Source organism: Georgenia sp. SUBG003 (assembly GCF_000715355.2).
GTDB lineage: Bacteria > Actinomycetota > Actinomycetes > Actinomycetales > Actinomycetaceae > Georgenia.
Genome location: NZ_CP180204.1, coordinates 2,694,084 through 2,707,160, shown reverse-complemented (window position 1 = coordinate 2,707,160; position 13,077 = coordinate 2,694,084). Strand labels below are relative to the sequence as shown.

11 protein-coding genes and 4 pseudogenes are annotated in these 13,077 nt (G+C 73.4%); 4 read left to right on the top strand and 11 right to left on the bottom strand.

Annotated elements, in window-relative coordinates:
• Window positions 1–139 precede the first annotated feature (139 nt).
• From dxs to DA06_RS13755, 7 genes and pseudogenes are all read right to left on the bottom strand, one after another.
• Entirely contained in the window at window positions 140–2,053 is a 1,914-nt protein-coding gene (gene dxs / locus DA06_RS13785; RefSeq protein ID WP_043500998.1) for a 1-deoxy-D-xylulose-5-phosphate synthase, read from the bottom strand.
• Between the two features lie 1,188 nt (window positions 2,054–3,241).
• Window positions 3,242–3,784: pseudogene (locus tag DA06_RS13780) on the bottom strand (hypothetical protein); the annotation flags it as partial.
• 13 nt (window positions 3,785–3,797) lie between these two features.
• Window positions 3,798–4,946, bottom strand: a complete 1,149-nt coding sequence (locus DA06_RS13775) for a zinc-dependent alcohol dehydrogenase (RefSeq protein ID WP_043500985.1) — start codon at window positions 4,944–4,946, stop codon at window positions 3,798–3,800.
• Window positions 4,947–5,111: 165 nt separating this feature from the next.
• Window positions 5,112–6,569, bottom strand: coding sequence for a M20/M25/M40 family metallo-hydrolase (locus tag DA06_RS13770; protein WP_418605265.1), 1,458 nt, complete (start codon window positions 6,567–6,569; stop codon window positions 5,112–5,114).
• Window positions 6,570–6,580: 11 nt separating this feature from the next.
• On the bottom strand, window positions 6,581–7,027 hold the full coding sequence (locus DA06_RS13765; protein ID WP_043500983.1) for a DUF4383 domain-containing protein: 447 nt from the start codon (window positions 7,025–7,027) through the stop codon (window positions 6,581–6,583).
• Window positions 7,028–7,156: 129 nt separating this feature from the next.
• Window positions 7,157–7,630, bottom strand: coding sequence for an ATP-binding protein (locus DA06_RS13760; RefSeq protein WP_052436749.1), 474 nt, complete (start codon window positions 7,628–7,630; stop codon window positions 7,157–7,159).
• 172 nt (window positions 7,631–7,802) lie between these two features.
• Window positions 7,803–8,183, bottom strand: coding sequence for an STAS domain-containing protein (locus DA06_RS13755; RefSeq protein WP_418605264.1), 381 nt, complete (start codon window positions 8,181–8,183; stop codon window positions 7,803–7,805).
• A 193-nt stretch (window positions 8,184–8,376) separates the two neighbouring features.
• Between DA06_RS13755 and DA06_RS13750 the strand changes: the two are divergent.
• Window positions 8,377–8,580: pseudogene (locus tag DA06_RS13750) on the top strand (heme-binding protein); the annotation flags it as partial.
• A 103-nt stretch (window positions 8,581–8,683) separates the two neighbouring features.
• A complete protein-coding gene (locus DA06_RS13745) occupies window positions 8,684–8,851 on the top strand; it encodes a heme-binding protein (protein WP_418605263.1) in 168 nt (55 codons plus the stop codon).
• Between the two features lie 47 nt (window positions 8,852–8,898).
• Here the strand turns inward: DA06_RS13745 and DA06_RS13740 are convergent, their stop codons facing one another.
• Window positions 8,899–9,285 carry a hypothetical protein gene (locus tag DA06_RS13740; RefSeq protein ID WP_043500981.1) on the bottom strand — a complete coding sequence of 129 codons (387 nt, stop codon included), beginning with the start codon at window positions 9,283–9,285 and terminating at the stop codon, window positions 8,899–8,901.
• 123 nt (window positions 9,286–9,408) lie between these two features.
• Between DA06_RS13740 and DA06_RS13735 the strand changes: the two are divergent.
• Window positions 9,409–9,726 (top strand): annotated as a pseudogene (locus DA06_RS13735) (acylglycerol kinase family protein); the annotation flags it as partial.
• Between the two features lie 272 nt (window positions 9,727–9,998).
• Here the strand turns inward: DA06_RS13735 and DA06_RS13730 are convergent.
• The 3 genes from DA06_RS13730 to DA06_RS13720 form a co-directional block, all read right to left on the bottom strand.
• Window positions 9,999–10,673 carry a beta-phosphoglucomutase family hydrolase gene (locus DA06_RS13730; RefSeq protein ID WP_418605262.1) on the bottom strand — a complete coding sequence of 225 codons (675 nt, stop codon included), beginning with the start codon at window positions 10,671–10,673 and terminating at the stop codon, window positions 9,999–10,001.
• A gap of 98 nt (window positions 10,674–10,771) precedes the next feature.
• Window positions 10,772–10,909, bottom strand: a complete 138-nt coding sequence (locus tag DA06_RS13725) for a hypothetical protein (RefSeq protein ID WP_418605261.1) — start codon at window positions 10,907–10,909, stop codon at window positions 10,772–10,774.
• Between the two features lie 26 nt (window positions 10,910–10,935).
• Window positions 10,936–11,640 carry a hypothetical protein gene (locus tag DA06_RS13720; protein ID WP_052436747.1) on the bottom strand — a complete coding sequence of 235 codons (705 nt, stop codon included), beginning with the start codon at window positions 11,638–11,640 and terminating at the stop codon, window positions 10,936–10,938.
• On the opposite strand from DA06_RS13720, the pseudogene DA06_RS13715 reads away from it, so the two are divergent.
• Window positions 11,618–12,763 (top strand): annotated as a pseudogene (locus DA06_RS13715) (cobalamin-dependent protein); the annotation flags it as partial. The gene DA06_RS13720 and the pseudogene DA06_RS13715 sit on opposite strands and share 23 nt — an antisense overlap.
• Window positions 12,764–13,077 lie beyond the last annotated feature (314 nt).

Genomic DNA, 13,077 nt, shown 5'->3' with positions numbered 1-13,077 from the left:
CGGACACGTGGGACCAACGACCGGGACCCGGCGTGGGGCTCCTCACACGGGGCCGAGCGCCCCAGGTTCCGTGCGTCTGCTGCTGGAGGGTGTCGCCACAGCGTTGCGCGGTGAGGCGGCCCGCTCGAGGTCCGCAGGGTCAGCCGGCCGGACGCTCCACGGGACTGGTCTCCGCGGCCCCGGCGAGGGCAGCGACCGCCGACGCCGTCTCCCGGGCGATGTCCTGACCCCGCAGGTGGAACTCCTCGACGAGCTGCGCCCGGGAGGCGTGCTCGAGGAACGCGTGCGGGATCCCGTGGCTGCGCACCGGCACGTCGGCCCCGGCCGCCGCGAGCGCGTCGCGCAGGGCGGAACCGACGCCGTTCGTCACCAGCCCGTCCTCGACGGTCACCACGAGGTCGTGCTGGCGGGCGAGGGACAGCAGGTCCGCGGGCACGGGAAGCAGCCAGCGCGGGTCGACGATCGTCGACCCGATGCCCTGTGCGTCGAGAGCTGCGCCGACCTCGACCGCGGTGTGCGCCATGACCCCGACCCCGACCACGAGCACCCTCGGGACGCCGCCGTGGCGGGCGAGCACGTCCACCGAACCCTGGCGACCGACGGCGGGCAGCGCCTGCGGCAGCGCGCCCTTGGGATAGCGGAGCACCGTGGGCGCGTCGTCGACGGCGACCGCCTCGCGCAGCTCGGCGCGCAGGGAGTCCTCGTCGCGCGGTGCCGCGAGGCGCAGACCGGGAACGGTGCGGAGCATGGCCATGTCCCACATGCCGTTGTGGGAGGCACCGTCGTCCCCGGTCAGGCCGGCGCGGTCGAGCACGAAGGTCACACCCGCCCGGTGGAGGGCGACGTCCATGAGCACCTGGTCGAACGCCCGGTTGAGGAAGGTGGCGTACAGCGCGACCACCGGGTGGAGCCCTGCGAACGCCATCCCCGCGGCGGAGGTGACGGCGTGCTGCTCGGCGATGCCGACGTCCACGACGCGGTCCGGGAACTCCTCCGCGAAGGGCGCGAGACCGACCGGCGCGAGCATCGCCGCGGTCAGCGCCACGACGTCGCTGCGCCGTCGTCCGATCTCGACGATCTCCTCGGCGAAGACCGAGGTCCAGCCGAACCGGGAGGGGGCCACCGGCAGGCCGGTCTCCGGGTGGATGACGCCGACGGCGTGGAACCGGTCGGCGACGTCCGTCTCGGCCGGCGTGTACCCGCGTCCCTTCTCGGTGATGGCGTGGACGATCACCGGGCCCCCGAAGGCCTTCGCCCGCGCGAGCGCCGTCTCCATGGCGGCGACGTCGTGGCCGTCGACCGGGCCGATGTACTTGATACCGAGCCCCTCGAAGAGGCCCTGGGGAGCGATGACGTCCTTGATGCCCTTCTTCATCCCGTGCAGGGCGTCGAAGGCCATCTTCCCGGGGGTGCCGGAGCGCTGGAGGGTGCGCTTGCCCCAGTCGAGGACCTTCTCGTAGCTCCTGGTGGTGCGCAGCGCGTCGAGGTGGTGCGCGAGCCCGCCGATCGTCGGAGCGTAGGAACGGCCGTTGTCGTTCACCACGATGACGACCGAGCGGTCCTGTCCCTCGGCGATGTTGTTCAGCGCCTCCCAGGCCATGCCGCCGGTCAGGGCGCCGTCACCGATGACCGCGACGACCGACCGGTGGCCGAGGCCACGCAGCTGGTTCGCCCGGGCGATGCCGTCCGCCCAGCTCAGCGCGGTGGAGGCGTGGGAGTTCTCGACGACGTCGTGGTCCGACTCCGCCCGCGAGGGGTACCCGGAGACGCCGCCGCGCTGGCGCAGCTCGGAGAAGTCCTGCCGCCCGGTCAGCAGCTTGTGCACGTAGGCCTGGTGCCCGGTGTCGAAGACGACGTGCTCGGCCGGGGAGTCGAAGACACGGTGCACGGCGAGGGTCAGCTCCACGACGCCGAGGTTGGGACCGAGGTGGCCGCCCGTGCGCGAGACGGACGCGACGAGGAAGTCGCGGATCTCCTTCGCGAGCACGTCCAGCTCCGGGGTGCTCAGCTTGCGCAGGTCGGCGGGACGCCGGATCCGCTCCAGGTGGCTCATGGTGCTCCTTCCTCGTGGCGCCCGGGCACGCGCCAGCCCACCACTGTAGAACCGTAGGCGCCGCCGGGCGACGTCGCCGCCCGGGGGCCCACTAGGGTGGCGGCCATGATCGACGACGACGACGGGCGTGAGGAGGCTCCCTACGGCACGTGGGAGTCGCCGGTCGGCGCCCGCACCCTCACGCAGCGGACCGTGGGTCTCAGCCTGCCGCAGGTGGACGGGGCGGACGTGTACTGGCTCGAGGAACGCCCCGAGGAGGGCGGGCGCAGCGTCCTCGTCCGCCGCCGGGCGGACGGCACCGTCGGCGACGTCCTCACCACGATGCCCGGCGGCGAGCCCGTCGACGTGCGCTCACGGGTGCACGAGTACGGCGGGGCAGCCTACGCCGTGCGCAACGGCGTGATCGTCCTCTCGCACGCCGCGGACGGGCGCCTGTACCGCGTCGGCGTCGGCGGTGGGCGGGGCAACCACGCCTCCGCCGCGCCGCGGCCAGAGGCGGTGCCGCTGACTCCCGCCGGTCCGTGGCGGTTCGCCGACCCGGTCATCGACCTGGTCCGCGAGGTCGTCTACGCGGTCCGGGAGGACCACGGGCCGGTGGAGCACGGGGACGAGCCCGTCAACGAGCTGGTCCGCATCCCCCTGGACGGCTCCGCCGCCGTCGCGGGCACCGCGGAAGGCACGTCGGACGGCGGCGCGGGGGCCACCGCGGACGGGACGTCGGACGGCACCGCCCGGCGCGGCGCCGTGACGGTCGTCGCGACCGGGTCCGACTTCGTCATCTCCCCCGCGCTCAGCCCCGACGGCGCCCACCTCGCCTGGGTCGCGTGGGACCACCCGCACATGCCGTGGACGAGCTCGGTGCTGCACGTGGCCGCGCTCTCCCCGGACGGCCTGCCGGCGTCGGAGGAGGTGCTCGCCGGCGGTGACGGCATCAGCGTCGCGCAGCCCGTGTGGACGCAGGCCGGGGACCTTGTCCACGTCGACGACCGCACCGGCTGGTGGAACCTGTACCGCACCGAGGGGCTGCGCGCCGGCGGCCGGCGCCGCACCCGGGCGCTGCACCCCGCGACGATGGAGTTCACCGGCCCGCAGTGGCGCTTCGGGCCGCGCACGGTCGCGGTGCTCGACGACGAGCACCTCGTCTGCGCCCGTCGTCCCGCCCTTGCGGCGCAACGGCCTGGCCGCCGCCCGCAGGGCCGAGTACGCGACCGCGCCGGCGAGCACCCACGGCCCGGCGACGATGACCGGGTCGAGCCACATGTGGTTGACGTCAGCACGATTCTGCCCGAACCGGGACGCGAGCGGGTGGCGCCGCGGCTCGGCGAGCACCCCGGTCTGGGTGACGGGGTTGTCCGGCCGGAGCGTCAGGAAGGACCGGAGGTGGCTCTCCTGGGCGTCGACGCGGTCGGCGGCGAGCAGGAGCAGCCAGTGGGCGGCGCGGCCCTCGCTGTAGCGGCGGTACGCGAGCTTCCGCATGGCGCCGGAGAGCCCGCGCGGGGGCGCCGACGTCCCGAAGACCGGGGTGAGGAACTTGTGCTCGATCGACCGCTCCCGGGGCCACGTCTCCGGCTGCCGCTCGGGGAAGTCCCAGTGCGCGCCGGTGGGCTCCATCCGCTCGCGGGGCACGGAGGGCCGGTCGGCGGGGTCGAGGTCGGCGCCCCAGCCGGGGATGCGCGCCCGGAGCTCCTCGGACGACGGCGCGAGCGCGGGCTTGTCGGCGGTGTAGGTCATCGTCTCGTTCCTCTCAGGCGGCGCTCGGCACGATCAGCGGCTTGATGACGCCGTCGAGCTTGGCGGAGAAGATGTGGTAGCCCTCGGCGATGTGCTCGAGCGGGATCCGGTGGGTGACGAGCTCGTTCGGCTTGAGGTAGCCGTTGCGGATGTGCTCGAACAGCCGCGGCCACTGCCGCTTGACCGGGCACTGGTTCATCCGCAGCGTGAGGCCCTTGTTGAGGGCGTCGCCGAACTTCACGGCGCTGAACATGGGGCCGTACGCGCCCATGACCGACACGGTTCCGCCCTTGCGCACCGAGTCGATCGCCCAGTTCAGCGCCACCGGCGAGCCGCCCTGCAGCTTGAGCTTCGCCGAGGTGACGTGCTGGAGGAAGTTGCCGTCCGCCTCCGCCCCGACCGCGTCGATGGCGACGTCCGCGCCCAGGTGGTCGGTGGCTTTCTTCATCTGCACGACGATGTCGTCGTACTCCGTGAAGTTGTACGTCTCGGCGAACGCGAACGTGCGGGCCTTCTCGAGCCTGTACTCCAGATGGTCGATCACGATGACCCGCCCGGCGCCCATCAGCCAGGCCGACCGGGCGGCGTACAGGCCCACGGGGCCTGCGCCGAAGACCACCACGGTGTCGCCCTCCACGATGTCGCCGAGCTGCGCGCCGAAGTAGCCCGTCGCGAGCGCGTCGGTGAGCAGGACGGCGTCCTCGTCGTCCAGCCAGTCGGGGATGAGCGTCGGACCGACGTCGGCGAAGGGCACGCGGACGAACTCCGCCTGCCCGCCGTCGTAGCCGCCGCACGTGTGGGAGTAGCCGTAGATCCCGCCCACGGCGGTGGCGTTGGGGTTGACGTTGTGGCAGTTGGAGTACAGGCCCCGGGCGCAGAAGAAGCACGAGCCGCAGTAGACGTTGAAGGGGACCATGACCCGGTCACCGGGCCTGAGGTTCTGCACCGACGGGCCCACCTCGTGGACGACGCCGATGAACTCGTGCCCGAACGTCGTCCCCACGCGGGTGTCGGGCATCATGCCGTGGTAGAGGTGCAGGTCGGAGCCGCAGATGGCGGCCAGCTGCACGCGGACGACCGCGTCGTTGGGGTGCTCGACCGCCGGGATGTCCTTCTCCTCGACGCGGACCTTGTACGGGCCGCGGTACACCATCGCCTTCATCGGGCGCCACCTCCGGGACCGGGTAGGGAGGTCTCCCAGGCTCGCACGGACGACGGCGGAGCGCCGCCCGGGTGAGTCGGCCGAGGGGCGGGACCCGTTGCGCTGGTCGCGCAGGTCCGGCAGGGGCTCGCCCCCCGGGACCTCCGTCGCCTCAGGCGGCGGACGTCACCGCTGCCGGGACAGCTCGTCCCAGAGGCAGGCGAGGGTCGCCGCGCCGGCCCGGAGGACGTCGGTCGCCATGCTCTCGTCGCTGTCGTGCCACCGGTCCTCCACGAGGCCGGTGCCGAAGAAGACCACGGGGGCGCCGAGCGTGTCGGCGAGCAGGACGGCAGGGCCGCCGCCGGCGTTGCCCATCCTCCCGACCCGCCCGTTGCGGAAGCCGGCGGCCATGGCGCGCTCCAGCGCGCCGACGGCGGGGACGTCCGGGGTCACGTACGGGTCCTGGGCGGTCTTCTCGGAGATCCACAGGTCGAAGTCGACCGACGGGCTGATCCGCTCGGCCACCCACTGCCGGAGCTGGTCGGCGATCGTGCGGGCGTCCTGGTCCGGGACGTACCTGATGCTGAGGTCGGCCTCGGCGTTCGCGGGCACGGCCGCCCGGGGGAGGTCGTACGGGTCGCCGGCCACGAGCATCAGCACCTCGATGGTCGGCCGCAGCCAGAGCCGCTCGAGGAGGGTGTAGCCCGACTCGCCCGCGACCCGCCGCGTCCCCGACCGTGCGAGCCAGTCGGCCTCGTCGAAGGGCAGGGCGGCGAGCTCCGCGCGCCGCCGCCCGTCCGGCTCCGCCACGTCGTCGTAGAAGCCGGGCAGCGTCACCCGGCCCTCCGGGTCGTGGAGCTGGGCGAGCAGGTTGCACAGCTCGAGGGCCGCGTTGGGGGCCGCGCCGGAGACGGCGCCGCTGTGCGCGTCCACCGCCGTCCCGCGGACGGACACGTGGGCGAGCATGGTCCCGCGCATGCTCGTGCAGACCGCGGGGTGGTCCGCGTGCCACAGGAGCGTGTCGGAGAAGACGACCAGGTCCGCGCCGAGCCGGTCACGGTTCCGCTCGAGCAGGGTGGCGAGATGGGGCGATCCGGACTCCTCCTCGCCCTCGACGAGGATCTTGAGGTTGACCGCCGGCGCTGATCGCCCCGTGGCGGCCAGGTGGGCCCGCACGCCCCACACGTGCGCCAGCACCTGCCCCTTGGCGTCCGAGGTGCCACGACCGTAGACGCGGCCGTCCTGGAGGGCCGGCTCGAAGGGCCTGGTCCGCTCCCAGTTCTCCTCCTTGGCCGCCCGGACGTCGTGGTGGGAGTACACCAGGACGGTGGGGGCGTCCGCGTCGGGGCACCACTCCGCGTAGACGGCGGTGGTCCCGCCGGAGGGCCACCGCTCGACCGTGGGGAAGCCGGCCCCCTCCAGCGCGTCGACGAGCCAGCGTGCGGAGTGGTCGAGGTGCTGCTCGTCGTCGTCGGCGCCGACGACCGAGGGGATCGTGCACCACTCGACCAGCTGGGCCACCATCTCGTCGGTCACGCCCCGGAGGTACGCGTGCACGCGCGCGGCCGTCGACGCCTCGACCGACGCCCGGGCGGGGGCCGCGGCCGACGCCTGGGAATCGACGGTGCGGTCGGGGTCGGCCATGCGGCCGCTGCTCAGAGCTGACCGGCGCCGCCGGCGACCGTGCCGTCACGGCGGTCCGGCCACAGGGCGATGACGAACCCGGCGAGCGCGCTGAACACGTGCAGCCAGTTGTCGGCCTGGTTGATGTTGAGGATGTTGGCGTCGGGGTTGTTCACGACGAGGAAGCCGTAGACGGCGGTCGCGCCGTAGCCGACGCCCAGCAGCCAGCCGTAGAGACGCGCCCCGTTCCGGGTGCGCCACAGCAGGACGCCGGCCAGACCGATGATCACGTGCACGACGTTGTGGAGCGGGTTCACGGCGAAGCCCAGCAGGGTCTGCGTGTGGTCGTGCTCCGTGAAGTTGCTGAACCCCGTGGCGAAGAACCCGGCGATCCCCACCACCAGGTAGACGACGCCGATGATCAGCGCCAGCGTCTGGTAGGGGGCCTTGGTACGACTTGCGGTCGGTGTCTGCGACATTGCGACCTCCGCACTCGATGGTGAGAAGCAGGAACCGCTTGCCCATCAAGCATCACCGACGCCCCTCCGTTCCGCACCTGGGCGGCGGTGGACGGCGGACCGTGCACGGCCCGGGCCGCCAGGCGGCAGTCAGCTGTCGGTGATCTCGGCCCAGACGTGCTTGCGGGGAGTGCTGTTCGTGTCGACGTACCAGCCCCAGCGCACGGACAGCATCGAGACGATCAGGAGACCGTTGCCGCCGGACCGGCCGGGCTTCGGCAGCTGCGGCCGCGGCGCCTGGTCGGCCCGTCCGTCGGCGACGTCGACCATCCAGCCGGTCGGCAGCCGGTGCAGCCTCACGACGCCGGGCCGGACGCCGTACTTCAGCGCGTTCGTGGCCAGCTCGGTGGTGACCAGGGCGAGGTTGTGGTGCACGGAGGAGTTCGAGAGCTCGTCGGTGTTGAGCTCCACCGACCGCGCCGCCGCCTCCATCACCGCACGCCGAAGCACCGGCAGCTCGTCTGCGTCGGTGAACTCCCAGCGGCCGGCAGGGCGCGCCGACCGGACGTCGGGCCGGTGGTCCGTCGTCGGGGGCGTTCGCTCGGGAAGCTGGTCAGTACGCATTTTCAGGTCCACGATACGGGGGGACGGGCGGCCAGGGGGGCTGACCTGAGTCACGTGATCTTCTACAGTGCCAGGCTTCAATACTGGCACGAGGGTACGGGCCGACGGGCGTGCTCGCCCGTCGGGGCGGCGACGCGCGGGCGTACGGCGGGTTCTCGACATGTGCCCGGACTCAGACGGCGTCGCGCTGGCCGCCGAGTCCTGCGGCGTCGGAGGCGGGGTCGCCGTCCGGGAATCCGGGGTCGTTCTCGACGACGTCGAGCACCTCGTCCATGCGCGTGACCTCCAGGAGGAACAGGACGAAGTCCGGGGGTTCGATCAGCCGTGTCCGCGTCGTCGAGCTCGTCGCGAGGCGGACGATCTTGCTCAGGCCGCTGGAGTCGAGGAAGGTGACGTCCCGGACGTCGACGTCCACCGGGAGACCGACCGCGAGAACGTTGTCCACCGCCGCGGAGAGCTCCTCCGCGAGGCTCATGTCGACCTCGCCGGACAGCACCAGCCGGGACCGTGTCGGCGACGTTCGCACCGTGACCGATCCGATAGGTTCGCTCATGGCCGTCTCCCCGCTGCTAGTCGGCCCCTCCGGGACCGGTCGATCGGCAACTCCGTTGCCGGAGCATCTCACCCTAGGGGGCGGATCCTTATGGTGTAAGCGCCCCCACCCTACGGTGTATGCCCCGGATCCCGAAACATCCGTGGGGCGGAGCGGGCGTCCTGTCCGGAATCTGCCCCTACGCTGACGACCCATGACGTACTCGACCGACCTTCACGACCAGATCCTCGCCGAGGAGGCCGAGCTGCGGGTCGACGCGTTCGGCCTCGACGACGCCTGGGCGCTCGGGTCCCGAATGCGGCAGGCAGCCGCCGAGCGTGGCCTGCCGGTCGCCGTCGGGATCGTCCTCGGCCGGCAGCGCGTCTTCCACACGGCGCTGCCAGGCTCGTCGGCGGACAACGACGACTGGCTCGAGCGCAAGACGGCCGTGGTCCTGCGCTACGGCCGCAGCTCGCTCGGGGGTCGGGGAGCAGTTCCGCGTCGACGGCAAGGACTTCGACGTGGCCAGCCGGCTCGACCCCGCGACTTACGCCGCGCACGGCGGCGTCTTCCCGCTCGTGCTGCGCCGGGGCGGCGCGCTCCTAGGCGCCGTCGGCGTCTCCGGCCTGCCGCAGCGCGAGGACCACGCGTTCGTCGTCGAGCAGCTGCGGGCGTTCCTCGCCGCCTGAGGAAGGCCGGGGCCGCCTCGCCCACGGGCCTCGCCCTCGAGCCGTCCTCAGGCCTCGTGCCCGAAGATGAACTCCTTCGCGTGCGCGACGGCCTTGCGGAAGGCGTCGTTGCGCAGCATCGCCTGTTCCTCGGTGACCGCCCCGCCGGCCTCGACGTACTCCGTCAGGCCTGGGCGCAGCACCCAGATGTCGCCGGCGGGCGGCAGGTAGAACACCCCGAACGAGCGGTGCCGGCCGTCCTCGTCGGCCCAGATCGGCACGACGGCCACGGCGGCGCCCGTGTCGACGTTGATCCACTGCGCGCGTGGCCGGGGCTGGTCCTCGAAGAACACGCCCGGGTCCAGGAACGGGGCGGAGCCCTTTCCCCACTTCTCCTCGAAGCGCTCGTGGAAGATCGGGAACAAGGTCGCGTCGTAGCGACGCCAGCTGGCCATGGTCCTCTCCGGTGAGTCGACGGGTCGGTGACCACACTGATAGCACCGGCCGGCCGTCTCCGCGAGCGTTCCCCCGCCCTATTTCGGAGGCGTCCCGGCGGACGGCACGAGAGACTGACGCCCATGCGCGGCTCCCGCTCCCTCCTCGTCCTCGCGAACGCCGCCGCGGGCTCCGCCGACGACGCCGCCGTGCGCGCCGCGCTCGCGGTGCTCCGTGCCGGTGCGGACGTCGAGGTCGTGGTGCCCGACGGCCCCGAGGGCACCCGCGAGGCGCTGAGCCGCGCGGCCGGCCGCGAGGTCGTCGTGCTCGGGGGAGACGGGTCGGTGCACGGCTGCCTCGACGCGCTCGTCCACCTGCGCCTGCTGGCCAGGACCGGCCCGGTGTCGATCGTCCCGCTCGGCACCGGCAACGACCTCGCCCGCGGCCTCGGCCTCCCGTCGGACCCGGAGGAGGCCGCGCTCGTCGCCCTCCAGGGCGCCGTGCGGCCCATGGACCTCCTGCTCGACGACGAGGGCGGCGTCGTCGTCAACGCCGTCCACGCCGGGGTCGGGGCCGAGGCCACGGGCCGGCGCCGAGAACGTCAAGGGGATGTTCGGCACGGCGGGGTACGTGATCGGCGCGCTCCGGGCGGGCGTGACGGCGACCGGCTGGTGCCTGCGGGTGAGCGTCGACGGCGAGGTGGTGCACGACGGCGCGGAGCGCCTCCTCATGGTCACCGTCGGCCTGGGACCGACCATCGGCGGCGGGGCGCGCGCAGTGCCGCAGGCCGAGCTCGGGGACGGGCGATGGCGTCCTCGAACACCGCGGCCGCGCCGGGGGCGACGCCGAGCGCCTCCGCCGCGGCGAGGAAGGTGTCCGGTGCGGGCTTGCCCGGCAGGTCTCGCTCGCGGGCCACGACCCCGTCGACCACCACGGCGAAGCGGTCCGCCAGCCCGGTGACCTCCAGCACCATGGCCGTGTTGGCGCTGGAGGAGACGACGGCGAGCGCCAGGCCCGCCGCACGGGCGTCGTCCACGTACCGGCGGCTGGCCGGGTAGACCTCCACACCTTCCGTACGCATGAGCCGCTGCACCAGTTCGTTCTTGCGGTTGCCGATCCCGTTCACCGTCTCGGCGTCGGGGGCGTCCTCGGGCTCCCCCTCCGGCAGAGAGATGTCTCGGCTGGCGAGGAAGGCCCGCACGCCGTCGGCCCGCCGCCTGCCGTCCACGTGGGCGGCGTAGTCGGCCTCGCCGAACGGCACGTACGGGGTGCCGGTCCGGGCGGCCCGGGCGGCGAGGTACTCGTCGAACGTGCGGGTCCAGGCCGTGACGTGGGTGCGGGCCGTGTCCGTCAGGACACCGTCGAGGTCGAACAGGCACGCCCTCACGCCGTCCGGCAGTCCCAGCACGCGCAGCCCTTCCCGTCGGTAACACGGTTCCGGGGACCACTTTCGCACCGCCCGCCGGGCGGCACGATTCGAGAGCGCCACGGACCGGCGACGGTGCCTCAGCGCCGCGGCGCCCCGAGAGCGAGAGCGGCGTGACCGCTCAGGCAGGCGACGGCCACCACGCCCGCGCTGGCCCCGCCGTACGCGAGCAGCTGCTCGGGGCGCGAGTCGCCGCCCACCTGGGACACGACCAGCATCGCCGCCAGGGCGACCAGCCCCGCCGTCAGCCCGGCGACGGCGAGGAAGGGCCGGGTGAGCGCGTCGGCCCGGCGGCACCACGCCGGGGCGGCGCGGCCGCTGTCGTCCGTCCCGGCGATGGCCAGGGGCCAGGTAGACCCACGCGGCGACGACGAGGAGGGCGGCGACGACGTCGGAGGCGCGGTGCCAGCCGCCGACCATGGTCGCGACCCCCCGTGCCGCCGGCGTAGGCCAGCCCCACGAGCAAGGCGAGCCAGCGCCACCGCGGCGGCGTCGCCAGCAGGGCGGCACCGGCGACCGTGGCGGCCACGGTGGTGTGCCCGCTGGGCAGCGAGTTCATGCCGGCCTCGGAGATTCCCAGCTCGGGCCGGGTGAAGACGTGGTACTTCAGCAGCTGGGTGGTCACGTTGGCCCCGCCGACGACGGCCGCCACGGCGACGGCAAGCATGAGACGGCGGCGGAGCAGCGCGACCGCCCCGGCGACCACGACGACGAGCGCCAGGAACGGGACCGAGACGACGTCGAGGACGGTCTGGGCGCCGCCGTCGAGACGGCTGCGCCCGATCCGGGAGCCCAGGTAGGCGATCTCGTCGACGCGCTGGCCGCTCGGCGTCGTCACGAAGAACCACCAGACCCCCACGACCGCCGCGGAGGCCAGGACCGCGAGGAGGACCCCGGCGGCCCGACGGGCCAGGAGCGGGGGTGCCGTGGGTGCGTCGGTCTTCGTCACCGGACCACGGTATCCGCGCACGGATACACTTCGAGGGCCTCACCCGACGACGTGTGGAGGTTCACGCGATGACCACCCTCGCCCGCCCGAGCGAGAAGCAGGAGACGACCAGCCCGCTGCGGTTCGTCACGGCGGCAGGGCTCTTCGACGGCCACGACGCGTCCATCAACATCATGCGGCGCCTCATCCAGGACCGGGGCGCGAGGTGATCCACCTCGGGCACAACCGCTCGGTCGAGGACGTGGTGCGCGCCGCGCTGCAGGAGGACGCCGACGCGGTCGCGCTGTCCTCCTACCAGGGCGGGCACGTGGAGTACTTCCGCTACATGGTGGACATGCTCGCCGAGCGCGGCGCCGGGCACGTGCGCGTCTTCGGCGGGGGCGGGGGGACGATCACCCACGAGGAGATCGCCGAGCTCGAGGCCTACGGGGTGGAGCGGATCTACCACCCGGACGACGGGATGAGGCTCGGCCTGACCGGGATGGTGGACGACGTCGTCGCCCGCGCCGCCCGTCACCGGGCGGCGGTTCGGTCGTCCGTGCCGCCGCCCGACCCGACCGCCGTGGCGGGCGAGGACGCGGCCGTGGGGCGGGTGCTGAGCGCGATCGAGGACGGTGCGTGGGACGGTGCCGAGCTGGCCCGCCACCGCGAGGCGTGGGAGACCCGTGCCGCCGGCGTCGTCCCGGTGGTGGGCGTGACCGGCACTGGCGGCGCCGGGAAGTCCTCGGTGATCGACGAGCTGATGAACCGGTTCCTCGTCTCCTTCCCGCGGGTGCGGGTGGCGGTGCTGTCGGTGGACCCGACCCGGCGGCGCACCGGCGGCGCGCTCCTCGGGGACCGGATCCGGATGAACTCGCTGCGCAGCCCCCGGGTGTACATGCGGTCGATGGCCACGCGGGCCCGGCACGTGGCGGTCAACGCGGTGCTGCGCGACGCGGTGGCGTTCCTCCGGTCGGCCGGGTTCGACCTGGTGGTGGTGGAGACGGCCGGCATCGGGCAGGCCGACTCCGCCGTCGTGGAGCTGGTGGACGTGCCCGTGTACGTCATGACCAGCGACTACGGGGCACCCAGCCAGCTCGAGAAGATCGACATGCTCGACTACGCCGAGCTCGTGGTGCTGAACAAGTACGACCGGCGGGGCGCCGAGGACGCGCTGCGCGACGTGCGCAAGCAGTGGCGGCGCAACCGGCTCGCGTTCGACCTGCCCGACGACGAGATCCCCGTCTACCCGACCATCGCCAGCCAGTTCAACGACCCCGGCGTCACGTGGATGTTCGCGAACCTGTGCCGCCTGCTCCGCGAACGGGTCCTGGCGCCCGCGGAGCACGGCGCGGCCGGGACCGACGGCGGGCAGCGCCGCGCCCCGAGGGTGGACTTCCGGCCCGAGGTCGACACCAGCCTGCGGGAGCCGCGCGCCACCGTGCTGATCCCGCCGAA

Bases quoted from the DNA above. Each gene is read 5' to 3' on its own strand.
- dxs (WP_043500998.1), bottom strand. From the start codon at position 2,053: ATGAGCCACCTGGAGCGGATCCGGCGTCCCGCCGACCTGCGCAAGCTG.
- DA06_RS13775 (WP_043500985.1), bottom strand. From the start codon at position 4,946: ATGAAGGCGATGGTGTACCGCGGCCCGTACAAGGTCCGCGTCGAGGAG.
- DA06_RS13770 (WP_418605265.1), bottom strand. From the start codon at position 6,569: ATGGCCGACCCCGACCGCACCGTCGATTCCCAGGCGTCGGCCGCGGCC.
- DA06_RS13765 (WP_043500983.1), bottom strand. From the start codon at position 7,027: ATGTCGCAGACACCGACCGCAAGTCGTACCAAGGCCCCCTACCAGACG.
- DA06_RS13760 (WP_052436749.1), bottom strand. From the start codon at position 7,630: ATGCGTACTGACCAGCTTCCCGAGCGAACGCCCCCGACGACGGACCAC.
- DA06_RS13755 (WP_418605264.1), bottom strand. From the start codon at position 8,183: ATGAGCGAACCTATCGGATCGGTCACGGTGCGAACGTCGCCGACACGG.
- DA06_RS13740 (WP_043500981.1), bottom strand. From the start codon at position 9,285: ATGGCCAGCTGGCGTCGCTACGACGCGACCTTGTTCCCGATCTTCCAC.
- DA06_RS13725 (WP_418605261.1), bottom strand. From the start codon at position 10,909: ATGCTGGTCGTGTCCCAGGTGGGCGGCGACTCGCGCCCCGAGCAGCTG.